19 protein-coding genes are annotated in these 24,535 nt (G+C 62.1%); all 19 read right to left on the bottom strand.

Features of this window, described 5'->3' with window-relative positions; translation table 11 throughout:
- The 19 genes from JZ00_RS00445 to JZ00_RS00355 all read right to left on the bottom strand — a co-directional run bounded on the left by JZ00_RS00445 (position 1) and on the right by JZ00_RS00355 (position 24,525).
- The gene (locus tag JZ00_RS00445) at positions 1-1,626 is read right to left on the bottom strand and encodes an NADP-dependent glyceraldehyde-3-phosphate dehydrogenase (protein ID WP_039591044.1); all 1,626 of its coding nucleotides are present in this window, start codon (positions 1,624-1,626) and stop codon (positions 1-3) included.
- 155 nt (positions 1,627-1,781) lie between these two features.
- Positions 1,782-2,684, bottom strand: a complete 903-nt coding sequence (locus tag JZ00_RS00440; RefSeq protein ID WP_039591043.1) for an autotransporter domain-containing protein — start codon at positions 2,682-2,684, stop codon at positions 1,782-1,784.
- A gap of 291 nt (positions 2,685-2,975) precedes the next feature.
- Positions 2,976-3,164: an autotransporter outer membrane beta-barrel domain-containing protein gene (locus tag JZ00_RS00435; RefSeq protein ID WP_039591042.1), complete on the bottom strand. Its 189-nt coding sequence runs from the start codon at positions 3,162-3,164 to the stop codon at positions 2,976-2,978.
- A 91-nt stretch (positions 3,165-3,255) separates the two neighbouring features.
- Positions 3,256-3,522: a hypothetical protein gene (locus tag JZ00_RS00430; protein ID WP_235433035.1), complete on the bottom strand. Its 267-nt coding sequence runs from the start codon at positions 3,520-3,522 to the stop codon at positions 3,256-3,258.
- A gap of 97 nt (positions 3,523-3,619) precedes the next feature.
- Complete coding sequence (locus JZ00_RS00425) at positions 3,620-4,420, bottom strand: endonuclease/exonuclease/phosphatase family protein (RefSeq protein ID WP_039591040.1); 801 nt, start codon at positions 4,418-4,420, stop codon at positions 3,620-3,622.
- A 132-nt stretch (positions 4,421-4,552) separates the two neighbouring features.
- Positions 4,553-5,317, bottom strand: coding sequence for a PIG-L deacetylase family protein (locus tag JZ00_RS00420; protein ID WP_039591038.1), 765 nt, complete (start codon positions 5,315-5,317; stop codon positions 4,553-4,555).
- Positions 5,318-5,554: 237 nt separating this feature from the next.
- Positions 5,555-7,714 carry a glycogen debranching protein GlgX gene (glgX, locus tag JZ00_RS00415; RefSeq protein WP_039591037.1) on the bottom strand — a complete coding sequence of 720 codons (2,160 nt, stop codon included), beginning with the start codon at positions 7,712-7,714 and terminating at the stop codon, positions 5,555-5,557.
- A gap of 146 nt (positions 7,715-7,860) precedes the next feature.
- Positions 7,861-8,214 (bottom strand): DUF2934 domain-containing protein, encoded by a 354-nt coding sequence (locus tag JZ00_RS00410; RefSeq protein WP_039591035.1) that lies wholly within the window; start codon positions 8,212-8,214, stop codon positions 7,861-7,863.
- A 20-nt stretch (positions 8,215-8,234) separates the two neighbouring features.
- Complete coding sequence (locus JZ00_RS00405; RefSeq protein WP_039591033.1) at positions 8,235-11,021, bottom strand: malto-oligosyltrehalose synthase; 2,787 nt, start codon at positions 11,019-11,021, stop codon at positions 8,235-8,237.
- Positions 11,018-13,096, bottom strand: coding sequence for a 4-alpha-glucanotransferase (gene malQ / locus JZ00_RS00400; RefSeq protein ID WP_039591031.1), 2,079 nt, complete (start codon positions 13,094-13,096; stop codon positions 11,018-11,020). Before malQ ends, JZ00_RS00405 begins: the two co-directional genes overlap by 4 nt.
- Entirely contained in the window at positions 13,093-14,895 is a 1,803-nt protein-coding gene (gene treZ, locus JZ00_RS00395) for a malto-oligosyltrehalose trehalohydrolase (protein WP_039591029.1), read from the bottom strand. Before treZ ends, malQ begins: the two co-directional genes overlap by 4 nt.
- Positions 14,896-14,903: 8 nt before the next feature.
- Positions 14,904-16,475: a glycogen synthase GlgA gene (gene glgA / locus JZ00_RS00390; RefSeq protein WP_039591027.1), complete on the bottom strand. Its 1,572-nt coding sequence runs from the start codon at positions 16,473-16,475 to the stop codon at positions 14,904-14,906.
- A 553-nt stretch (positions 16,476-17,028) separates the two neighbouring features.
- On the bottom strand, positions 17,029-17,991 hold the full coding sequence (locus JZ00_RS00385; RefSeq protein WP_039591025.1) for a D-2-hydroxyacid dehydrogenase family protein: 963 nt from the start codon (positions 17,989-17,991) through the stop codon (positions 17,029-17,031).
- 11 nt (positions 17,992-18,002) lie between these two features.
- The gene (locus tag JZ00_RS00380) at positions 18,003-19,034 is read right to left on the bottom strand and encodes an alpha/beta fold hydrolase (RefSeq protein WP_039591023.1); all 1,032 of its coding nucleotides are present in this window, start codon (positions 19,032-19,034) and stop codon (positions 18,003-18,005) included.
- 86 nt (positions 19,035-19,120) lie between these two features.
- On the bottom strand, positions 19,121-19,555 hold the full coding sequence (locus JZ00_RS00375) for a YqaA family protein (RefSeq protein WP_039591021.1): 435 nt from the start codon (positions 19,553-19,555) through the stop codon (positions 19,121-19,123).
- Positions 19,555-20,001, bottom strand: a complete 447-nt coding sequence (locus tag JZ00_RS00370) for a DUF411 domain-containing protein (RefSeq protein WP_039591019.1) — start codon at positions 19,999-20,001, stop codon at positions 19,555-19,557. Before JZ00_RS00370 ends, JZ00_RS00375 begins: the two co-directional genes overlap by 1 nt.
- Before the next feature lie 211 nt (positions 20,002-20,212).
- Positions 20,213-22,204 carry a methyl-accepting chemotaxis protein gene (locus JZ00_RS00365; RefSeq protein WP_039591018.1) on the bottom strand — a complete coding sequence of 664 codons (1,992 nt, stop codon included), beginning with the start codon at positions 22,202-22,204 and terminating at the stop codon, positions 20,213-20,215.
- A gap of 105 nt (positions 22,205-22,309) precedes the next feature.
- Positions 22,310-23,254 (bottom strand): GNAT family N-acetyltransferase, encoded by a 945-nt coding sequence (locus JZ00_RS00360; protein WP_039591017.1) that lies wholly within the window; start codon positions 23,252-23,254, stop codon positions 22,310-22,312.
- Positions 23,251-24,525, bottom strand: a complete 1,275-nt coding sequence (locus tag JZ00_RS00355) for a phenylacetate--CoA ligase family protein (RefSeq protein ID WP_039591016.1) — start codon at positions 24,523-24,525, stop codon at positions 23,251-23,253. The genes JZ00_RS00360 and JZ00_RS00355 overlap by 4 nt, the downstream gene beginning before the upstream one ends.
- Positions 24,526-24,535 lie beyond the last annotated feature (10 nt).

Raw genomic sequence — 24,535 nt, 5'->3', positions numbered from 1 at the left:
TCAGAAGATGTAGTCGGTGGTCAGGAAGTTTGAATCCCGCTCCCGGATGATGTCGCTGATCAGCGCTTTGTTGTTCTCTTGGAACTTGGTCGCCACCAGCGTGCGGATCGAAAAGGTGCGCAGCGCATCGTGGACCGACAGCGTGCCTTCGGCGGAGTTTTTCCGGCCATTGAAAGGGAAGGTGTCGGGGCCACGCTGGCATTGGGCATTGATGTTGATGCGCCCGACCTGGTTGGCGAAGGTGTCCACCAGCTTGCCGACTTCGGCCGGGTTGGTGCCGAAGATGCTCAGTTGCTGGCCGAAGTCGGATTCCAGCACGTAGTCGACCACGGTATTGAGGTCGCGGTACGGCACGATAGGCACCACCGGACCGAATTGTTCTTCATGGTAGACCCGCATGGCGGTATTCACCGGGTAGAGCACCGCCGGATAGAAGAACGACGCGCGGGATTCCCCGCCGTGCTGGTTCATGACGCTTGCGCCCTTGGCGATGGCATCGGCCACCAGGGAATGCAAGTAATCGACCTTGCCGGCTTCAGGCAACGGCGTCAGCGCCACGCCCTCTTGCCAAGGCATGCCAGGTTTAAGGGCGGCGAGTTTGGCGTTGAATTTCTCGATGAACGCCGGCGCGACGTCCTCATGGACAAACAGGATCTTCAACGCCGTGCACCGTTGTCCATTGAACGACAGCGAACCGGTCAGTGCTTCGCTGACGGCATTATCCAAATCGACCTCCCGCAGTACCAGGCCGGGGTTCTTGGCATCCAGACCCAGGGCGGCACGCAGGCGATGTGGACGCGGATGGAGTTTCTTCAGGTCGCTGGCGGCCTTGTTGGTGCCAATGAAGGCGAATATATCGATCTTGCCGCTGGCCATCAGTGCGCTGACCGTTTCCCGGCCGCTGCCGTAGATCACGTTGATGACGCCCGCCGGAAAGCTGTCGCGAAAGGCTTCCAGCAACGGCCGTATCAGCAGCACGCCGAGCTTGGCGGGCTTGAAGACCACGGTGTTGCCCATGATCAGCGCGGGAATCAGGGTAGTGAAGGTTTCGTTCAGCGGATAGTTATAGGGGCCCATGCAGAGGGCGACGCCAAGGGGGACGCGGCGGATCTGGCCCAGGGTGTCCTGTTCCAACTCGAAGCGGCTGGACCGGCGGTCCAGTTCCTTGAGGGCATTGATGGTGTCGACGATGTAGTCGCAGGTACGGTCGAATTCCTTCTGGGAGTCCTTGAGGTTCTTGCCGATTTCCCACATCAGCAGCTTGACCACTGCTTCGCGCTGTTCGCGCATGCGCGCCAGGAAGGCTTCGACGTGGCGGATGCGTTCGGCGACGCGCATCGTCGGCCAGGTGCCCTGGCCGCGATCGTAGGCGCGGACGGCAGCGTCGAGCGCGGTCAGTGCCGTCTCCGCGTCCAGCAGCGGCGTGCTGCCGAGAATCACCTGTTCATCACCATTCGGGCCGGCCAGGTAAACCGGGCTGCGCACGGTGGCCAGTGGGCCTTGCCAGGTTCTCAGGACGCCATCGACCAAGTATTCCCGTTGTTCGACGGGGTCACCAAGACGGTAGGCGTCCGGGATATCAGCGGCGCTGGGGAATAAATCGGAAAACAGGTTGGCTGTGGTCATATCGTTACTCCATCAATGAAATGAGCCATGGGCTGACAGTCTGCAGCGCACTTAGCGTTATACGCCTTAATGGAGGTGATTTCGAAGTGGCAGGGGCGTGCGGCTGTCCTGCCTGCGCCCTTGCCACGGCTGTGCCTGCTGCCGGTAGCCGGCGTTTACCAACGCATCCGCACGCCCAGGCTGGCGATGACGCCGTTGAGGTCGTTATCGTCGACGTCACTGCTGTAATCGGCGCTGACGTACAGGCTGACCACCGGGGTAACCCGGGCAACCAGGCCCAGGCCCACTTCAACGGTCGACGATTTACGGCTGCTGTTGATCTTGTCGACTTTGTCCAGCGTGAGGGTGTCGGCACTCTGGACCGTGTGCCACAGGTTCGTGCGCACGTAGGGTTCGACGCCCAGGCCGTTGACCTGGTAGGTCCCCTTGAGCCGGGCGCCGACACGACCGCTCCAGGTACTCAGCTCGCTGCTGTCGCCATTTTCCCCGTTCGGCGTATCAAGGGTGATGCGTTGGTTGATCAATTGCGCCTGGGGCTCGACCACCCAGTTTTCGCTGATGCCGATGGGAAAGCCGCCTTCGACCGACAGGGTGACGGCGCTGCCCTCGGTGGCATGGCGCTGGCCCTGTTCGTCCAGGCTGAAACCGTTGACCCGACCGCCGCTTGCGCTCAGATCCACGTGCCAGCCCGCAGGGCCGGTCAGGCTCCAGTAGGCCCCCAGGTTGGGACCCTGCAGGTTCCAGGCGTCCTGGCCGGGCTCGGCGAGGGCCGGCGTTATCAACATTCCGCTGCCATTGGCGATGATCCGGTTCTGGCCGCCGATCAATCCGACGCGTTGGGTGTGGCCGCTGGTGTTTCGCAGGGTAAAAAGCGCGGGGCTTTTGCCAGAAGTGGGGTCGTTGCTCGCTTGGTTATCGGCGGGTGTCCGGTCATACCAAGGCGCGGCGAGGGGATCGTCCAGCTCTGCCAGCGCCGGCATCGACGAACACAGCAACAGGGAAGTGGAGACGGTGCAGAAGGTGGTTTTGAGTTCCTGGGTGCGGGAGGAAGTTTTCATGGGGGTCTGCCTTGCAATCGCATGCATTTCTCGCTTAAGGCGTCTCTCCTACCCCGAATGAGGGGCGACCGAATGGGATGAGGCAAACCTCTGGCGGCCCGCGATGGCGGGTTCCAGAGGCCTGCCCCTGACTGTGTTCCGGGGGGTAGTACAGTGTAGTCAAGAAGACCGGAGCGGTCACGTCAAGAAATTGGCCGACAAATGGCAGAGTGAAATCATCCAGTTCTAAGCCAATGATTTAATGCAAATAAAAACGACCCATTTTCGGCGTCAAATCCTCGTCGTTTCGACTCACCACTGAATCCGCACACCAATATTCCCCTTCATGCTGCGTTGCTGGCTGCTGTCCAGGTTATTGCTGTAGTCGACGCCCGCATAGGCACTGACCGTAGACGCCAGGCTCACGATGACGCCCACACCCAGGTCCGCTGTCGAGGCGCGTTGCTCGGTCTCGATCCGTTGGGTGTCGTCGAACGTCACCGCGTCGGTGCCGGAAAAGGTATGCCAGATATTGGCCCAGAGCAGGCGCTGTCACCCTGGCGGTCGTGGAAGGTGCCCAGGGCCATCGAGGTCAGTTGCGCAGCGGCCGGATGGACAGGATCCGACCACCGTTCATTTCAAACTCGTCGGCTTCCGAACCTTGCTCGACGTCACCGTCGACCACACCGTCGGCGTTGATCTCGATACGGTTGTTACCGGCATCGAAGACGACGTTGCCCTGGATGAGGCCGCTGCCGGAGACAGTCAGTCCGTTGTTGCCCGACAGATCGGTCAGCCCGGTTGCGCTGGTTCCGCTGTCGCACACGTAAGTATCGTCGCCTGCCGTGGGTGACAACACGCAGGCCGCCATCGTTGATGGGGCGGGAAGCAGGAACGGAGCCGTTACCCACAAGACATTGAACAGCCGATTGAAACGCCGATCGCGCCGAATCAGGTCAGAGATGCACTTCCACAGCCAGCGGCAAGTGATCGCTCAAATGTGTCCAGGGCTTGTTGCCGAGGATCTGCGGGGCATGGCTGGTGGCATTGCGCAGGTAGATTCGGTCCAGGCGCAGCAGCGGGAAGCGGGCAGGGTAGGTCCGGGCAGGACGCCCGTGATGGTGTTCAAAGGCTTCGTGCAGGTACTGGCGACGGGCAAGCGTGACGTTTCCGCGCAATTGCCAGTCGTTGAAGTCTCCCGCGATGATCACCGGCGCGTCTTCGGGAAGCGAGTCGAGCAATTTGCAGAGCAGCTTGAGCTGCAATTGGCGATGGCTCTCCAACAGGCTCAGATGCACGCAGATCCCATGGACTTCGGCATGGCCCGGTACGTCCAGCACGCAATGCAGCAGTCCGCGCCGTTCAGGGCCTGTGATCGACACGTCGAGGTTGCGAAATTGGCGGATCGGGTATTTGGAAAGCAGCGCGTTGCCATGATGTCCGTCGGGGTACACCGCATTCCGGCCGTAGGCGAAGTCGCTCCACATGCTGTCGGCCAGGAACTCATATTGGGAGGTCTGGGGCCAGTTGTCGTAGCGCATGGCATGTCGATCATGTTCACCAAGCACTTCCTGGAGAAAAACCAGGTCGGCACCCGTGGCGCGGACCGCTTCGCGCAGCTCCGGCAAAATGAAACGACGGTTGAGGGCGGTGAAGCCCTTGTGGGTATTGACCGTGAGGACACGCAGTCGATGAATCGCCGCGGGTGTGTCCAGCGGCACGGATTCTTCGGCCCGCCAGTGGGAATCGCGAGTCACGTTCACTCCTGAATCAGTCGTCTCTGTTCATGCGACTGACGGCGGCTGAGGCAGTTCCGAAATTGTTGGTTCATAAGACGCTCGAAGGCGTCATGTAACTATGTGGGAGCGAGCTCCCACAGGAACTGGCGATCAGATAAACACGATTTCGTACGGCATGCCCATGCGATCAAGGATGACCCGCGGCACCAGCGGTGAGATGCCGGTGGTCGGTTCGCTGCTGAGCTGGCTGGCATAGGCGTGCATGGCGTGGCGCTTACGGGCGGTGGTCCAGACGTCCAGGCGCAATTTACGCGCCCGATGCCAGGGAAGCCTGTTTTGTTCCCGAACCGGCCAATGCCAGGCCCACACCGGCAGTTCATTGAACGCCGCGCCGACGGTTTCGGCAGCCAAGGCTCCGGCCCGGCCGACCGTATCGTGGTCGCTGTCGCCGTCCAGGCGCCAGGTGCTGAACACCACGTCGCCAGGCTTGAGGTAATGGCCAATGAATGCGGTCAGTTGGGCTTCATGTTCGGCAAGGCTCTTTTCCGGAAACCCCCCGCGTACCCATTGCAGGCCATGGGAAGGCACGCCCAGGCGATGCAAGGCGTCCACGCTTTCCTGGGGATGCGGGCGGAACGTGCGCAGTCGCTCATCGGACCACAACGGTGAGCCGGGGTGGCTGAGGGTGCCGTCGGTAACCGAGATCAATAACATCGGTTGGTCCAGGTTGCTCAAGAGCTGGAGCAACCCGCCACAAGCGCCCACCTCGTCGCCAGGGTGCGGGGCAAGGATGACCGCGCGGGCGCCTGCGGGAATGAGTGTCTGGGTGCTGATGATCGGAATGTCGGCCAGTTGCGGAGCGCTGTTCCAGATTTGCGGATGATGTCGGCCTTGCAGGCGAGAGGCGGGTTTCATGAGCTACGTCCTTGTCTTGTCCAATCGTTCAGTCACGCATCGGGCCAACCGCCCAATGCCGCCCCTTGAGGCCTGACTGTGATTCGCGATGTTCCGAGTCCTGGAATCGACCGCAGGCGAAGTATTGACCATGCCGGCGGATTCGTCGCGGCAGAATATGTATCTGGACCGGTTTTTTTTGTTCGAGTTGATGCGGGCACGGCGCGCGTCCTTGCGCTATCCGGTTCTGGACGTGCCTTATTCCTCTTCGTCGCGTTGAAGCTCGAACAGCAGCAGCGAGCGCCCGGTTACGGAGTATTCGGAATCGAAGTCGAAACGCTCCTGGCCGCGCACAGCCGGTTGGTTGGTGTCGACCATGCACGTCCAGAAGCTGCCTTCGGGCACCTCCGGCAAGCGGAAGTTGACAATGTCGTGGTGGGCGTTGACCACCAACAGCAGCGTCGCGTCGCCACCCTTGCGACGGATACCGGTCTCCTGGGCGCGACCGTCCATCAGCATGCCCAGGCAACGACCGTGGCTGTCCTCCCATTGCTCGACGGTCATCTCGCTGCCGTCCGGGGCCAGCCAGGTGACGTCCTTGACGCCGATGTCCTCGTTGTAGTTGCCCACCAGGAATCGACCGCGTCGCAGGATCGGATAGGACATGCGCAGCTTTATCAGGCGCCTGACGAATTTGAGCAACGCCTCGCCATCCGCGCTCAGGTCCCAATTGACCCAGCCGATCTCGCTGTCCTGGCAATAGGCATTGTTGTTGCCGTGCTGGGTGCGGGCGAACTCATCGCCGGCGACGATCATCGGTGTGCCTTGGGCCAGTAACAGCGTGGCGAAGAAGTTGCGCATCTGCCGGTGGCGCAATGCGTTGATCTCGGGGTCATCCGTCGGGCCTTCGACGCCGTGGTTCCAGGACAGGTTGTTGTTGCTGCCGTCCTGGTTGTTCTCGTCGTTGGCCTCGTTGTGCTTGTCGTTGTAAGACACCAGGTCGTGCAAGGTGAAGCCGTCGTGGGCAGTGACGAAGTTCACCGAGGCGTACGGGCGTCGGCCACGTTGGTTGAACATCTCGCCCGACGCGGTCATTCGGCTGGCGAAGTCGGCCAGTTGGCCATCGTCGCCTTTCCAGAAGGCGCGCACGGTGTCGCGAAACTTGTCGTTCCATTCGACCCAGCCGGGTGGAAAGCGTCCGACCTGATAGCCACCCGGACCGCAGTCCCAGGGTTCGGCGATCATTTTTACCTGGCGCAGCACCGGGTCCTGGCGACAGGCAACGAGGAAACTGTGGCGCTCATCGAAGCCGTCGTGATAACGGCCCAGAATGGTCGCCAAGTCGAAACGGAAGCCGTCCACGTGCATTTCCGTGGCCCAGTAGCGCAAGGAATCGGTGACCATTTGCAAGACGCAGGGGTGACTCAGGTCCAAGGTATTGCCGGTGCCCGAATCGTTGATGTAGTAGCGCTTGTCGTCGGGCATCAGCCGGTAATACGAGGCGTTGTCGATACCACGCATCGACAGCGTCGGGCCTTGTTCGTTGCCCTCGGCGGTGTGGTTGTAGACCACGTCGAGGATGACTTCCAGGTTTGCCTCGTGCAGGTGCGCAACCATTTCCTTGAATTCGGCGATCTTGCCGCTGGCCAGGTAGCGCGGGTCCGGGGCAAAGAAAGCGATGCTGTTGTAGCCCCAGTAATTGGTCATGCCTTTGTGCAGCAGGTGCTGGTCGTTGACGAATGCGTGGATGGGCAACAATTCCACCGACGACACGCCCAGCTTGCGGATATGTTCCAGGACATCATCGACCATCAGGCCGGCGAACGTGCCCCGCAGGTTCTCGGGCACCGAGGGATGGCGCATGGAGATGCCGCGCACGTGGGTTTCATACAGGATGGTCTTGTCCCATGGCACGCTGACCCGATGATCACGGCCCCAGGTGTGAGCCGGGTCGATGACCTTGGACTTGGGCACGAACGGCGCGCTGTCGCGCTCATCGAAGCTGAGATCGCCATCGGGGTGGCCAATGGTGTAGCCGAACAAGGCCTCCGACCATTTCAACTCGCCCACCAACTGCTTGGCGTAGGGATCGATCAGTAATTTGTTGGGGTTGAAGCGGTGCCCGTTTTCCGGGTCGTACGGGCCGTAGACGCGGTAGCCGTAGATCAGCCCCGGATGGGCGTCCGGCAGATAGCCGTGGTAGATCTCATCAGTGTATTCGGGCAGTTCGATGCGCTCGAGTTCGACTTCGCCTGTGTCGTCGAAGATACACAGTTCGACCTTGGTGGCGTTGGCTGAGAACAACGCGAAATTGACCCCCAGGCCATCCCAGGTCGCGCCGAGCGGAAACGGCAGCCCTTCACGAATCCGCGAAGCCTCGATAACGGGCGGCGGCGTGGTTTTTTTCGGACGGGTCATAGTTGCTCCTGCAAAAGACAGATACGGTGGTGCGCTGCACGCAGGACTGCGTGCCTTGCGCTTGTGGCGAGAGGAAGAATCCCCACGCCACAAGCAGGCCTCTTCGCTAAAAGAAGCACTGGCTTGAGAACGATGAGTCCGCGGGGTCAGACGGCCGGAGGCTTGCGCGGCGCGCGTGGCTTTTTGGCGCTGGCCTTGTCGGCGGGCGGGACCACTGCGGCGGTGGCCGCCGAAGGTTTGGCCGCGGGCTTGGCCTTGGGCGTGGTGCCCTTGGTGGCGGGCTTGGCAGCAGTGCTCTTGGCCGCCGCCGGCTTCGTGCCGTCGGTCTTGCTTGCCGCAGACTTGCTTGCCGCTTTCGGCGGTTTGCTCGGCGCCAAGGCTTCGGCCTCGGCCAGCTTGCGCGCCATCTCCCAATGGCGTTTTTCCTGCCCGGCAGGCTTACCCTCCGATTCCCAGATCTGATAGGCAAATTCGCGTATGCGTTTATCGTCGGTACTCATCGCAGTGCTCCTGACTTGACTCAAGGTTCAATAAAGACATTGACCGGGAAATCCCCCAGCGCGGCGCTGACCATCAGCTCCCTTTGGGGTGTGACTGTTGCGCTTGCAAAAAGTCCCTTCAGTTTTACGCCTTCGGCGGCAAACGGTAGCGAGATGCGCGTGTCGCCCCAGTCCGATGCAGCGACCTGGGGCAGGGCACTGTTTTCCAGCAAGCGCGCCGCGTGAATCGGCACCACGACGATTGCTCGCTGTTGCTGGTGCTCGCGCATGAAAGCCAATACGCGCTCGGCGTGCTGCCCCTGTACCGCCACCGGCTGGTAGCTGCCCTGGCGGAACAATTGCGGGTAATCGGACCGCAAGGCCAGCGTCCGCGCGATCAGGGCCTGCTTGACGCGCCCGTCACGCCACTCACTGATCAGCGTTGAGGACGAGCTCTCGGCGTGCAACGCCTCGCGGCGGGCAGCGAAATCCACCGGGCGGCGGTTGTCCGGATCCACCAGGCTGAAGTCCCAGAACTCGTTGCCCTGGTACAGGTCCGGTACCCCGGGCACGGTCATGCGCAGCAAAGTTTGCGCCAGGCTGTTGAGAGCGCCCGCCGGAGCGATGGCCTGGACCGCTTCGGCGATGGCGCTGCGCAACGGCAAGCCCTCGTCGCACAGCAGCAGCCGCTCCAGGAACATTTGTGTCGCGTGTTCATAGGCCTCGTTGACGGCGGCCCAACTGCTTTGCAGCTTGGCTTCGCGCAGGGCCTTGCGTTGCCATTGCCACAGGCGTTCAGCGTAGTCGCTCAAGGCCTTCTGGTCCTGCAGGTCGAGGTCCAGGGGCCAACTGCCGAGCAGGGCCTGGTAGAGAATCAACTCATCACCGGTCGATGGCGACGCGGGGTCGCTGTGCAGCGAGGGCGAAAGGATCCGCCATTGCTCCACGCACGTGGTGTACCAGTCCGGGCGCTCGCTGATCACCGCCAGCCGGGCACGGGTGTCTTCGCCGCGCTTGTGGTCATGGGTGGCGGTGGTGATCAGGTTGTCGGGAAAATGCTTGAGCCGCTCGGTGCAAGCGTCGTGGAACTCTTGTGCCGGCGCGCTGAACCGTTCGGTGTTGTAGCCCACGTCGTTGCGTGAAAGCAGCACCGCCGAACGATAGAGCGCGGTGTCCTCGACCGCTTTGGCGGCGGCCGGCGAGGTCAGTTGCTGGAAGCGTACGCAGGCATGCCGCAAGCGTTTACGCTGGCTTCCCCTCGGACGTTGGCGCCAAGGCATGCCGCCGAGCCAGTCCGCCAGGCAATCGAGCACCGGCCAGTCGGCCTCGCTGAGGGTTTGCCGGGCGCCATCAAGGGCTTTGTGGAAAAACACCTCGTCCTCGGCGGAGCGACCCAAAGGGCTGATGTAGGTGCGATACACCGGGAAGTGCACGATCAATTCCTGCAAGGCCCGGCGAATCGCGCCCAGGGTCAAGTCGCGGGTCATCACGTCGTCCCGGGCGACCTGCAGCAACGCCTGGGCCACGCTTTCGAAATCCCCGGCCAGGGAACCGTTGAGAATCTGCTGGCGGGCCAGGCGAGCCTCTTCGATGAAATGCGCAGGCCGCTCGCTGTTTCGGCTCCAGAATTCAGCGAGACGCTCGGCACTGGCCGGGTCATGCTGCAGCAGCGAAATCTGGTTCATGAACTCATAACCGGTGCTGCCATCGACGTTCCAGTCGCGGCGCAGCGTTTCGTCATCGCCCAGGATTTTCTCGACGAAAATCGGCAGGTGCCGCGAGGGTGAAAGCGAGTCGACGCGACGGCGCAGTTTGCGGCAGTAACCGCGAGGGTCGGCCAGGCCGTCGATGTGATCGATCCGCAGGCCGTCGACCAAGCCTTCGGCGATCAGCTCGAAAATTTTCGCGTGGGTTGCCTCGAACACCGCCGGGCGTTCGACCCGCAGGCCACCCAATTCGTTGACATCGAAAAAGCGCCGCCAGTTGATGTCGTCCGCCGCTGTGCGCCAACTGGCGAGGCGGTAGCTCTGGCGTTCCAGTAGCTGATGCAGGCGTTCGAAACCTTCGGCTTCCAGCGAATCGTAGCTGCGCAAATTGCCTTCGATCGCGCCAGGAATACCCGGCTGGGAAGCCAGCTCTCGCAGCTCCTGTTGCAGTGGCCGGGACAGGGAGTGGGCGTCGGTCTGGTAGTTCAGGGTGGTGAAACGCTCGGCCAGCGCCTTGAGCGCGTCGACCTGTTCCTGCGGCAGGTTGTCCGAGGGTTTGAGCAGTTCACCGTACTGCATCGGGCAAATGGGGAAATGGTGTTCATAGTGCTCGACAAAGAAGCTGCCTTGATCGGCGTCGAAGCGCAGTTTGAGCGTGCCTTCCTGCAACGCCACGCCGTAGTCGCTCCCCAGGAAGGGCAACAGCAACTGGCCTTCCATCAGCGGATCGGGTGAGTGCCATTGGATGTCGAAGAATTCGCCATAGGGGCTCAGGCGCCCCCATTCCAGCAGGTCGAGCCACCAGGGATTGTCGTTGCCGCCAACGGCCATGTGGTTGGACACGATGTCGAGGATCAGGCCCATCCGGTGTTCGCGCAAGGTCGCTACCAGGCGCCTGAGCGCGGCCTCACCGCCCAGTTCCGGGTTGACCTGGGTTGGGTCGACCACGTCGTAGCCGTGCATGGAGCCGGCCCTGGCCTTGAGTAGCGGTGACGCGTAGAGGTGGCTGATACCCAGGGAGGCGAAGTACGGCACCTGGGCGATGGCATCGTCCAGGGTGAAGCCTTTGTGAAATTGCAGGCGCAAGGTCGCCCGCAGCGGTTGAATCAATGTCTGGTTCATCGGTCACGCTCGTTCGCCTGAAGTCTCGCGCAGGCGAGTATTTCCAGACGCCGCGCGGCGTCCGGGTCGTCCAGCAGCGCTCGGCTCTCCAGAGCCAGGCGCCGCCGCCAGTTGGGGTGGGTGTCGGTGGTGCCGGGGAGGTTGGCCTGCTCATCGATGCCCAGGGCATCTTCCAGCGGCAGCAACACCAGTGGCGCTCGGGTATGGCCCAGGAAACGCACGCTGGCGTCCAGTACCTGGTCGGTTTCGCGGTGCTCCTCGCGAAAATTCTGCGGATCCTGGTTCAGCGCGTTGCGCAACCCGTCGCGTTCACGCTGGCGATGTTTGCGCCAATCCATCTCGGTGTGGGAGTCGATCAGTTCCAGCCGGGCGTTCCAATCGATGTCATGGCCGTGCCACCAGCCATTGAGCGTCGGCAGGTCATGGGTGCTGGTGGTCGCCAGGGCGTTGTCCGGCCAATCGAGAATGGGCTTGAAATGGGTGTTGTCCTGTTCGAACAGCAGCACGCGCATGCCCAGGATGGAGCGGGCAATGAGCTTGTCCCGCAGGCCATCCGGCACGGTGCCGAGGTCTTCGCCCAGTACGATGGCCTGATGACGATGGGACTCCAGGGCCAATAGCCGCAACAAGTCATCGATCGGGTAATAGAGGTAGGCACCATCGGTAGGCGGGGCGTCGTTGGGGATCACCCACAACCGTTGCAATCCCATGATGTGATCGATGCGCAAGCCGCCCGCGTGAGCGAAGTTGGCCCGCAACATCTCGATGAACGCACGGAACCCGTTGCGAACCAGCCCCTCCGGGGAAAACGCCGAGATGCCCCAGCCTTGGCCCGAGCGATTGAGGATGTCGGGTGGTGCGCCAACCGTAAGGGACGCGAGCAATTCATCCTGCCGGCTCCAGGCCTGGCTGCCGCCGCCGTCGGCACCCACCGCGAGATCAGCGATCAGGCCGATGCCCATGCCGCTGGATTTGGCCGCGCTCTGGGCGCGCTCCAGGCAGCGGGCGATCAACCATTGGCAGAAAGCGTAGAAGCCGATTTCGTCAGCGTTTTCCTCGGCGAAACGGGCAATGGCCGCACTGCGCGGATCGCGCCATTCTTCAGGCCACTGGCGCCAGTCGAGGCTTTCGCCGCGCGCCGCGCGTTCGGCCTGGAGGGCTTCGAAGCGGCAGTGATTTTCCAAAGCCTCGCCGCTGCTGTGGCGAAAGCTGCTGAAGTCTTCGTGCAGCGGATGCTCGCCCTGGCTGAAGCCGTCATACAAGGCCCGAAGCACCCGCTGCTTGGCTTGCGCGGCGACCGGCCAGTCAATGAGCGGCTGCTCTTCGAGGCTGCGCAATTGGTTGGTCAAGCCGCTGGCATCGATCGCCGTGCGCAGCGCACGTTCGCCGAGGATGGTGCCCGGCGCCGCGTACAGGCTGTTGAGAAACAACCGGCTGGAGGGCGAGTATGGGCTGTAGCGGCCGGTGTCGCTGCTGAACATCGCATGCATCGGGCTGATCGCAAGGGCATCGGCGCCCCGTTCGCCGGCGACCCGCGCCAGCTCTTCGAGGGCCTGGGTGTCGCCGAACCCGCCATCGCCCGGGCGGCGCAGCGAATACAGTTGTGCGCTCAAGCCCCAGGCCCGAGGCGTTGGGTCGTCCACGGCATCCGCCACGCTGTAGCAGCGGGCCGGTGCCACGGCCAGGGTGAAATGCTGGCCCTGGATGCTCACGTGCTGATACCCCACCGGGACGATCCCCGGCAGGGACGCGTCGGCATCGAGTTTCGAGTTCATCGTGGCGCCGTCCTCGAGCTGGATCTCGCAAGGCGTGCCGGGTTCGAAATAACGGCTCAGGTCGACATTCACGCCGACGTCCGCCGTGATCAGCGGCGGCAGGCGGTGGTTCTGTTGATCTTTTTGCAACTGCAGCAGGCTAGCGTCGATTTCCTGGGCGCTACCGGCGGGATGACCCAGGCCGGTGAGGACCGAACGCAGGACCGCCGGCGATACTTTCTGGGCACAACCGTTGGCGTCGATCCAGTCCACCGCCAGGCCTGCCTGGCCGGCGAGGATTTCCAATTGCGCATCGCTCATAGGCGCTCTCCAGTAAGGGTGGGCAAGGATGCCGCTTGCGTCAGACTGACCAGCGCGCTGTAGGGCGTGAGAACCCCCTGTTGCAACAGACCCATGGCCTGCGGTGGATGTTCGAAAAGAATCTGCGCGTCTTGCGGGGCGCTGTGTTCGACCGGCTGGTCGCTGAGGTTCAGGTCGATGCGCAACACACTGCCATCCCCCATTTGCCAGCGTGCGCTGACCGCCCCATGGCCCAGCACCTCGGCGCCCAGGGCATGGGCCGCGGGCAGGCGCGGGACGATTTCCTCCCGGCGGATTTTCAGCAACTGGCGATATAGCGCTTCGCTGGCCAATTGCTCCGGCTGGTGTGCTTCCAGGCTTGGCCGTGAGGCCTCGAAAGTGCTGGCCGCATTTGGATCAGGGATCCGCTTGCGCTTTTCGGGATCGGCAAAAGCGCTGAACGCCTTGAACTCGTTGCGTCGGCCTTCGCGAACCAGCTCTGCCAGTTCGCCGTGGTGGCTGGTGAAGAACAGGAACGGTTGTTCGGCGACCACTTCATCGCCCATGAACATCAGCGGAATCATCGGCGACAACAGCAAAAGGGCCGTCGCGGCTTGCAACGCTTGTGGCGGCGCCAGTTGATGCAAGCGCTCACCGAGGGCGCGGTTGCCTACCTGGTCGTGATTCTGCAGGAACAGCACGAACGCGCTCGGTGGAAGATGGCCGCTGGGCTCGCCACGGGACTCGCCATGGCGGTTGGTATGGCCCTGGAACACGAAGCCCTGGCTGAGGCAGCGGGCGAGTTGTTCCGTCGGTTGTTCGGCGTAGTCGGCGTAATAGGCGTCAGTCTCGCCCGTCAGCAGCACGTGCAACGCGTTGTGTCCGTCATCGTTCCACTGGGCGTCGTAGCCCTGTTCCAGGAGGCTGGCCTGGTTGTGTTCGTTCTCGACGGTCAGCCAGACATACCGCGTCGGGTCCACTTGCTGACGCACCCTGGCGGCCAACTCCTGGAGGAAGTCCGGGTCCTCGATGGCGTGCACGGCATCCAGGCGCAGGCCGTCGAAACGGTATTCCAACAGCCACATCAGCGCATTGTCGATGAAGAAATCACGTACCTCGCGGCGACGGAAATCTATCGCCGCGCCCCAGGGCGTGTGTTTGTCTTCGCGAAAGAAGCCCTTGGCGTAGCGGTGCAGGTAGTTGCCGTCGGGGCCGAAGTGGTTGTAGACCACGTCCACGATGACTGCGAGGCCATGGCCATGGGCGCTGTCGATCAGGTGCTTGAGCTGGTCCGGCGTGCCGTAGGAAGCCTGGGGGGCGTAAGGCAGTACGCCGTCGTAACCCCAGTTGCGATCTCCCGGAAACTGCGACAGCGGCATCAGTTCAATGGCGGTGACGCCAAGCCCGGCCAGGCGCGCCAGTTGCTGTTCGACACCTTCGAAACCGCCGAGGGCGCCGACGTGCAGTTCATAGATGACCGCATCGTACCAGGGGCGACCGCACCAACTGGTGTGGCGCCATTGATAAGCGTGGGGGTCGACCACCACGCTGTGGCGGTCAATATCACCGTCCTGGGAGCGGGAAGCCGGATCAGGCACTTCCAGTTCACCGTCGATGTTGTAGCGATAGCGAGTGCCGGCGGGGCAACGGGCCTGGATCATGAACCAGCCATTGGCCTGGGGCAGCATCGGTATGGATTCTCCAGTGTCGAGTTCGACACTGACGTAAAAGGCATCAGGGGCCCACAGGGCGAAACGGGTATGCTCGGGATCAAGCAGGACCGCGCCGTGGGTCCGGTTTTCAGGCGTCCTTGACGGCATCGGTTACCTCATTGTCTGGCCGATTTTCCCAACGATTTAGCTACCAGTTGTTCGTAAAGTTCTGCGTAGGGTTCCACCGCCTTGCTCCAGTTGAAGGGCGCCGACATTGCCCGGCAACGCATGGCATTGAGCAGTTCGGGGAATTCGAAGACCTTGAACGCGCGGCCCAGGGCCTCCTTGTAGCTTTCCACGGTGGATTCGTTGAACAAGAACCCGGTGATGCCGTCCTCGATCGTGTCCGCAAGGCCGCCGGTGTTGCGGGCAACGGGCAGCGAGCCAAAGCGTTGCGCGTACATCTGGCTCAAGCCACACGGCTCGTAGCGCGAAGGCATCAGCAGGAAATCGCTGCCGGCGAACATCCGCCGGGCGTCGGTCTCGTTGAAGCCGATGCGCACGCCGATACGTCCCGGAAAACGCAGGGCCAGTTCGCGCATGGCTTGTTCTTCTTCCGGCTCGCCACGGCCGATGATTGCGATCTGTCCGCCGGACTCGACGATGAATTCGGCAACGGCCTCCGTCAGGTCCAGGCCTTTCTGGTAGACCAGGCGCGACACCACGGCGAATAGTGGGCCGGTGGAATCGTCCAGGCCGAACAGGTCGCGTACATGGGCGGCGTTGGCGGCCTTGCCATCCCAATCGCCTATGGAAAACTGGCGTTGCAGGTGGGCGTCGGTGGCCGAGTCCCAGCTTTCGTCGATGCCGTTGGGGATGCCACTGAGCAGGCCTTGCTGGGTCTTGGCGGCAAGGAACCCATCGAGGCCGCAACCGAACGCCGGCGTGGTGATTTCCTGGGCGTAGGTGGCGCTCACGGTGGTGATGTGGCTGGAATAGGCCATGCCTGCCTTCAGGAACGACAGCTTGCCGTAGAACTCCATGCCTTCCTGTTGCAGCGCATGCTCTGGAATACCCAGCTCGGGGCAGGACGCCAAGCTAACCACGCCCTGGTACGCCAGGTTGTGGATGGTGAACAAGGTCGGGGTGCGTTGGCCGCGCCAATGCATATAGGCCGGCGCCAGGCCGGCGGGCCAGTCGTGCGCGTGGACCAGGTCGGGGCACCAGTGGATCTGTGCCAGGTTGGCGGCAATGTCCGCCGCGGCAAGGCCCAGGCGGGCAAAGCGGATGTGGTTGTCGGGCCAGTCGCGGCCGTTGTTGGCGCCGTAGGGAGAACCTTCACGAGCGTAGAGTTCGGGACAGATCAGTACGTAGATCACCAAGCCGTCGGCCATGTCCATGCGACCGATCTTGCAAGGAGGAAGCGCCGCATGGCCACCCAGTTCGCCGATGATGTGGATAGGATTGCCGCTGTTCATGACTTGCGGGTAGCCGGGGATCAGAATCCGGACATCATGCAGCCCGGCCATGGCCCGAGGCAGCGCGGAAGAAACGTCGCCCAGGCCGCCGGTTTTTACCAGGTCGGCGATTTCCGATGTCACGAACAGGATTTTCTTGCGATTGGGGTTCTGTCGAACGACAGGGAGCAGTGCCTTGCCTCCGGTGGCCAACACCGGCGCCGTCGGCGATTCAGCCGCCAGCGGTAGTTGAGAACGGATTTGCTGTGGTTCCAAGGCAGCACTGATCATATATAACTCCTATTTCTCGATCTGTTTCCGGCAAGCGCCAGAGCTGTTGTTTCATTGGCCGAATCCTGCGGCCAGGCGCACAAGCGCTACGCAAGGAGAGCAAAGCGCTGCCCAATGCGGCGAAGCGAATCAGGTGAGGGGACCGTTGCAAGGAATGCTCCAGTCGTTGTTGCCCTTCCTCTAACCTGACCTTTCGCCGTTGCGAAAAGTTTCGACTTTTTTTCGTCCTGATGACCGGTCGGTTTCCCCCCCGGATCGGCAGTCTAGGTCAGAAGCTAGAGCGGTGCGGTTCGCTTCGTCGAATTGTCGGACAATCACGCTTGCTGTCGGCAATGTCTTACACGACGGGGGGGAATACGAGCCGACGAAATGCAGCTTGTTTGAAATGTCCAGGGTGTATGGGAAGGGCGACTGATCAATCGCGTGCGCGGTTCAGCGGCGCCGCGCACCATTAAGAGGCGGGCGCAATGAAGGCTTTTTGATGGCCCTGCGGCGGGGCTTTCATGTGCCCCCTGTTGGAGCAAGCAGACTCGCTCCAACAGCGCAGGGAAACTCAGGCAGTGGGGGTCAACAGTCGAATCGGCTTGCCTGCGGCCCAGGCCAGCAAGGCTTCGATCATCTGCCCATAGAACTGCTGGTAGTTCTGGCGGCTGACATAACCCACGTGGGGTGTCGCCAGGACGTTATCCAGGGTCCGAAATGGATGGTCGGCTGGCAGCGGCTCCTCGGCGAAGACATCCAGGGCGGCACCGGCCAGGCGCTTGTGCTCCAGGGCATCGATCAGCGCGGCTTCATCGACAATCGGCCCACGGGCGGTGTTGATCAGCAGCGCCCCCGGTTTCATCCAGCCCAACGCCTGCGCATCTACCAGGCCATGGGTGCGGTCGCTGAGCACCAGGTGTATGGACAGAATGTCGGCCTGCTTGAACAGCGCTTGTTTATCGACGTAGGTCGCGCCGGCCGCGGCGGCTCGTTCGACGGTCAGGTTCTCGCTCCAGGCGATGACTCGCATACCGAATACCTGGCCGAACTGCGCCACTCGCGTGCCAATGCTGCCGAGGCCGAGGATCGCCAGGGTCTTGCCATGCAAGTCACCGCCCAGGCCCTGCTGCCACAGCCCGGCACGCAACGCGTTGGCTTCCGGGACCAGGTTGCGCGTCAGCGCCATGATCAGTGCCCAGGTCAGTTCTGGCGCGGCGTGCTTGTAGCTGTCGGTGCCACAGACCTGGATGCCCAGCGCCGCGGCAGCCTTTAGATCGAGCGCAGCATTGCGCATGCCACCGGTCAGCAACAACTTGAGGTTGGGCAGGCGACGCAGCAGTGCTTCATCGAAACGGGTCCGCTCGCGCATCACACAGATGACATCGAAGCCTTGCAGGCGCGAGACGAGGGTGTCGTGATCAGCGGGGTAGTCGTGGAGAAAGGTCACCGGGCCGATGCTCTCCAGCGGCGACCAATCCACCACATCTTGCGCCACGCCTTGCCAATCATCGATGACTGCTATTTGCACCGCCATGGAACACCTCGTCAGGGAATGGGTTTGTCCAGCCAGCCGAGCAGGGCCTTGTGGAACCGATCCGGCTCTTCCATCTGGGGCGCATGCCCCAAGTTGGGGAACTCCACCAGCGTCGACCGCGGGATCAGTTGCGCGACCTGCTTGCCCAGCACGTCGTAGCGGCCAAGCTTGGCTTTCACGGCGGGCGGGGCAATGTCGCTGCCGATGGCCGTGGTATCGGACGTGCCGATCAGCAGCAACGTCGGCGCCTTGAGGTCCTTGAACTCGTAATAGACCGGTTGGGTGAAGATCATGTCGTAGATCAGCGCCGAGTTCCATGCCACCTGCTGGTGACCCGGGCCCTTGTTCAATCCGGCGAGCATGTCCACCCAACGTTCGAACTCCGGTTTCCAGCGCCCGCCGTAGTAAGTATTGCGTTCGTAGGTGCGGATGCCGTCGGCGCTGAGTTTCAGCTCGCGTTCATACCATTGGTCCACGCTGCGGTAGGGAACGCCGAGGGCCTTCCAGTCTTCAAGGCCAATGGGATTGACCATCGCCAGGCGCTCGACCTGATCGGGAAACTGCAGCGCGTAGCGGGTGGCAAGCATGCCGCCGGTGGAATGGCCCAGCACGACGGCTTTCTGCACACCGAGGGCTTTGAGCAACGCATTGGTGTTGTTCGCCAGTTGCTGGAAGCTGTACTGGTAGTGGTCCGGCTTGCTTGAGGTGCAGAAACCGATCTGATCCGGGGCGATCACTCGGTAGCCGGCCTCGCTGAGCGTCTTGATCGAGTCGCCCCAGGTCGCGGCGCAGAAATTCTTGCCGTGCATCAGCACGACGCTGCGACCGTTGGCCTTGCCTTGGGCGGGCACGTCCATATAGCCCATCTGCAATGCTTTGCCCTGGGACTGCAAGGAGAAGTGCTTGAGGGTGTAGGGGTATTTGAAACCTTCCAGCTGATGGCCATAGGCTGGGCCTTCGGGCGGGTTCTCGGCCTGGGCGAACAGCGGCAGGGCAGCGAGCAAGAACAGGCTGGGTTTCCAGCGGGTAGTCAAACGCGGCATTGTCAAACTCCTTGAGGCAATCGGCCGATCCTGGAACGGCTGGATTATGGCGACATTAATCACAGGCAACCGAACCGTCGGAACGTTCAACCCATCCAGCCCAGGGTCGCGAGCACGAGCACGCCATAACGCAGGCCCTTGGCGAGGGTGACGATGAGCAGGAAGCGGCGCCACGGTTCACCCATCACGCCCGCCACCAGCGTCAGGGGATCACCGATGATCGGCACCCAGCTCAGCAACAGCGACCAATAGCCATAGCGCTGGTAATGCTGGCGGGCCTTGTCCAGGTGGGACGGGCTGACGGGGAACCAGCGGCGATCCTTGAACTGGTCCACGCGGGTCCCCAGCCACCAATTCACCAGGGAACCCAACACGTTGCCAAGGGTGGCGACGCCCAGCAGCGCCCAGACCGCGTTGCGCTCGCTGAGCACCAGGCCGACCAGCAGCGCTTCCGATTGCAGCGGCAACAGGGTCGCTGCGCCAAACGCCGCCAGGAACAACCCGATGTAAGCCTCGGCCATCAGTGGGCTGGATAGTCCGCCACGACGGTTTGCGTGCCGTCCTTCTTCTGGCCGATCACTTGGTAAGCGTCACTCATTCCGTCCATTTCCATGCCCGGCGAGCCCATGGGCATGCCTGGCGCTGCGATGCCAAGCAGATCGTCGCGCTTGCTCAACGCCAGCACCTGGTCGGCCGGCACGTGGCCTTCGACGAACTTGCCGTTGATTTCGGCGGTGTGGCAGGAGCGCAGGTTCGGCGCCACGCCCAGGCGCTGCTTGACCGAACTCATATCGGCCTCGACATGGTCGTTCACTTTGAAACCGTTGTCTTGCAGATGGGAGATCCATTTTTTGCAGCAGCCGCAGTTGGCATCGCGGTGCACATCGATGGTGACCGGCTCGGCGGCCTGGGCCAAGGAAGAGATGAAAACAGCGCTCAGGGCGAGCAGGTGCAGGGGATTGGCCATTGGAATCGGTCTCTTGGCGAAAGGGATTGGAAGGGAGGATACCAGAGTAGCGGCGGGGACCTGACGGGAGGCTGAGGGGCGGATTACAGCCTTGTCAGGTTGGCAAGGCAGAATCGGTGGGGACGAGCCTGCTCGCGGTGGCGGCGGGTCAATCAATAGCAATATTGACTGACCCACTGCCATCGCGAGCAAGGGGTGGGTGCAAGGCGTTTCAGCGAACCTTGAACCGCCCCATGATCGCATTTACCCGACTGTTGGCTTCCAACAGTTGCCGGGTGTTGTTCTCACTCGCCAGGCCGCTTTCCACCAGTTCTTCCACCATGTGGCGAATCTGCACCATGCTGCGGTTGATCTCCTCGGTCACCGCGCTTTGCTGTTCGGCGGCGGTGGCGATCTGCGTGCTGAGGCTGTTGATCTGGCTGACGGAACCGGCCATTTCATCCAGGCCCGAGTTCACCCGAGAGGTGGCGTCGGCGGCGGATTGACAACTGGCCTGGGTGTTTTCCATGGCCGCCACCGACGAGCTTACGCCTTGGGTCAGGCGGGTCAGCATTTCGTTGATTTCCGAGGTGCTGGCCTGGGTGCGGGCGGCGAGGGCACGGACCTCGTCGGCCACCACCGCAAAGCCACGGCCCTGTTCGCCGGCACGGGCGGCTTCGATGGCGGCGTTGAGGGCCAACAAGTTGGTTTGCCCGGCAATGGCGCCAATGACGCCAAGGATCTCGGTGATGCGTTGCGCGTCCTGCTGCATGTTTTCCACTTTGCGCGTGGCGCTGGCGACTTCATCGACCAGCGCTACGACACTGTTGGAAGCTTCACCGACCACGACCCGGGAACGATCGGCATGCTCGTTGGCTCGCTGGGTGAACGCTGCCGTCTGCGCCGCGTTTTGCGCGACGCTTTCGGCCGTGGAGCTCATCTCGGTGATGGCCGTCACGGTCTGGTCGGTTTCCGAGGCGTGACGCATGAGGATTTCGCTGGTATGGGCCGAAGTGCGCTGCAGGTTGTCCAGGCTCGAAGCCATGGCGCCGGTGGCCTGGGTGACTTCGCCAATCATGTCTTGCAGATAGGCGATGAACCGGTTGACCGAATGTCCGATGGCGCCCAGTTCGTCTTCGGCGCGGATGGTGATGCGTCGGGTCAGGTCGGCGTCGCCGGTGGACAGCGCATCGATGTTGCCCTTTAGAACCTTCATGCGGTGGGTCAGTTGGCGGATCGCATAAAGCTGCATCAGCACCAGCAGGATCACCATGGGAATCTGTAGCAGGCTCAGCGTGCTCAATACGTCATCACGCTGGGCAGTGATCAGGCGGGTCGGCAGGGCAGTGGCGAGGAACCAGGGCGAGCCTTCGATGGGCCGCATGAAGAACGTGCTGGCTTCACCGTTGTTGTCGAATTCGACGCGCTGCGGTTGGTCGCGGTGGGCCAGGCCGGCCTTGACCTGGGCGGCGAACGGGGACGCTGCAGCCAGTTCGCTGATGTTCTTGAGCACGATCGGGCCGCTGATTCGCGAGCTGTTGCTGATGATCTTGCCGTCGCCCTCGACGATCAGCATCTCGGCGCTCAGGTCGGCCTCCTTGCGAGCGATCAGGTCGTTGAAGAAGCCCAGGGTCACGTCAATGGTGGAGACGCCATAAGGCGCGCCGTTTTTCTGGATCGCCATGGCGCAGTTGGTGCGTGGCTCGGCGCTGGCATCATCTTTGTAGGCTGCGGCCCAGGCGCATTTGCCGGGTGGCGTGGCCATGCCGCCCTTGTGCCAGGGCTGCTCGAAGTAGTTCGGTGCGGCATCGCTGTTCCAGAACGTGTTGACGATCAGCTTGCCGGAGCCATCGCGGTGCCAGAACGTACTGAACTTGCTGCGGCCTTCCACGCGCTGGTTGGGCAGTGGCCAGATCCCGCCGCCAAACACTTTCATCTCACCGTATTGATCCACCAGGCCCGGCAACACCTTGTCGATGGCATCGCTGTCGAGCAAGGGAATGGTCTGGGTGATGCTGCGTTGCTGGGCCTGGACCTTGTTCAGTTCGCCTTGGATCTGCTCGGCGACCTCGGCAATGCGGTTCAGTGCCACCTGTTCCTCGGTGTGGCGCAGCTTGGGCGCGACCAGGTAACTGATGCCGACCACAGTCAGGATGGACAACACCAGGATGAACAGAACCAGAAACAGCGTGTAGCGGGCCTGAATGGTGCGCAATGAGGGCATGTGGGTGTTCCTTGCACGGAGGCGTCTTTCGGAAACAAATGGGATGAACGTTCCAATTTGTGTCGGCTTCCTTGCCGGGAGCTTGAGCGCAGAGGGCCCCTTTCGTCAGGCGGCCGAGCAGGCCTGCGTGGCTTTCCAGGCTTGGGCGCTGGCCTGCCATTCATCATGGAGTCGTTGCATTGAGGTTGACTGAAGATCGAGCTCCTGCGGGTGTGAGACCCGGTGGAACAGCGCCTGCCAACCTTGCGCGGTGTCGATTGGCATTATCCCGGTAAAGAAAAAACCGGCGCTCATCAGCAGACGGTGGTCTGTGGCTGTGTGCCGACCGAGGCCGAGCCGCACGGACAGCGGCCAATGCACCGGCAAACCTTGCAACTGCCGGACTAGGCAGGCGTCCATGCGCTCCGCCACGATGTCGATTCGTCCGGGCAGATGACTGATTCGTAGCGGTTGCAGTGCGGCAGGGTTGTCGTTGAGGCAGGTCCCGAACTGCAACGCCAGCGGGGCGATCAACCATTGGTGGCAAGCTGGCCAATGGAGCTGCGGCAGCGGTCGAAGGTCGCCACCGACCACTTGGCAGCCCACCACAATGGTTTCGGCCTGGTCCGTTGCGAACGGCGAGGGCACGAAGTCGGGCAGCAAGCCGACGTCATGAAAACCCAACCGTTGGGCCAGCCTTTGGCTGTAGGGATGGCTCGTGACCTGCTTGATCGATAGCCGGGCGAGCCCGAGCGCTGGACTGCCGTCCACCAGGTGCTGGCCCAGTCGGGTAGCGATCTGTCTGCCCTGCAGGACGGGATCCACCGCAACCAACGCCAGCTCAGCGTCTTGGCTGGCGTGTCCCTGGCGGCACAGTGCGGCATGACCGACCACGCGCTCATCCATGACGGCTACCAACGAATGCCACTGCCCCAGCAGATTGTGCTGGCAGATCATCTGCGGCATATAGACGTCAGGCGAGACGTAGTGATCGCCGTATACCCGGCGGAACAGCTCACAGGTGCTGATACTGTCCGCTGGCTGGAACGGTCGGATGGTTACATTGCTCATCCGGCGCCCCCCGTTGCCTTCGGGCCGTACACCCGACGATCGATGATCGCCAGGTGTTTGCCGGAGCGAGGGTGGCGCTCCAGCTCCTGTGCGTTGCAGGTTTGCACTTCGACATGGAGTTGTTCGAGGCCTGGATATTGTTCGATCAGGGCGGCCTTCAGCGCATGCGATCGAGTTTGGCCTGCGTTCGCCTGTACGTCGGGTACCCAATTGAGTAGCAAACGGTCATCGCCTTGCGTGTGCTCGATGATCAGTTGCCATTGCAAACCACCGCCTACGCGCCGGGTAATTTCAGCGATCTCTTCGGGGAACAGCGATAACACGCCAACCCGCACGCGACGGCTTTCCGAGCTGCGTCCCTGGAGGGCGAACTTGCGTCGCGGGGTGCCGGCAGGTTCGCACCAGCTGGCGCGATCTCCCACCGGGTATCGGACGATTGGCATCAAGGTTCGTGTGAAGTTCGTCACGACCAGGTTCCCCGCCTGACCACACGCCTCGATCACTTGGCCGCTCAGTTCGTCAATGATTTCAACCCGCGTCTGCTCGTCGAATACGCGGTGCTCACCCAAGCCGCAGTCCGGCGTGCTGGCACCGACCAGGCCGGCGTCGACGCTGGCATATCCGATGGAAGCGAAGCGCGCATTCGGGAAGGCGCGTTTGAGTGTCGGCAGTTGGCTTTCGAACAGGTTCTCGCCGCCAAACAGGACGGTGGTGATCTGCGTCAGCGCTCGCCCGTGGCCATTGACATGACTTGCAAATGCCAACAGATGCGCGGGTACCCCCACCAGCACGTTGATATTGTGCTGGGTGGAGGCGTCGGCCAATACATCGAAGTCCACCGACCCGGTAAAGGGGAATTCGGTAATCGCGACATCTACGCAGCAAAGCGCTCCATGGATAAACACGAAGCTCGCATACAGGTCTCCGGAAAAAAACAGATTGGCGATTCGATCCCCAGCGCATAGCTGTTCGGACAGGCTGCGACCGAAGCAATCAAGCATCGATTGCCATTCCGCATGGGTGTACACCGACAGCTTGCCTTGGCTGGTCGTCCCGCCGGTTTTCAGGACAAGCGCATCCTTCACCTCAGCGGTCAGGACATGCCAGCTCCCCAGATCGTGACTGCCCTTCCAGTATTCATTGACGTCGACGATCGGTAATTGGTCGAAGTCCGACCCTTGGCTGGGTAAATGGCCAAATTGTTTTTTATAGAACGTTGAGTACGTGCGGATATGCTCAACCCATTGCTCGTAAGAGGAAAAAATGCTCATCAGGGACTAT

Source organism: Pseudomonas frederiksbergensis (genome assembly GCF_000802155.2).
GTDB lineage: Bacteria > Pseudomonadota > Gammaproteobacteria > Pseudomonadales > Pseudomonadaceae > Aquipseudomonas > Aquipseudomonas frederiksbergensis_A.
Note: the sequence above shows the minus strand (reverse complement) of the source record. Positions and strands in the feature narration are given on the sequence as shown.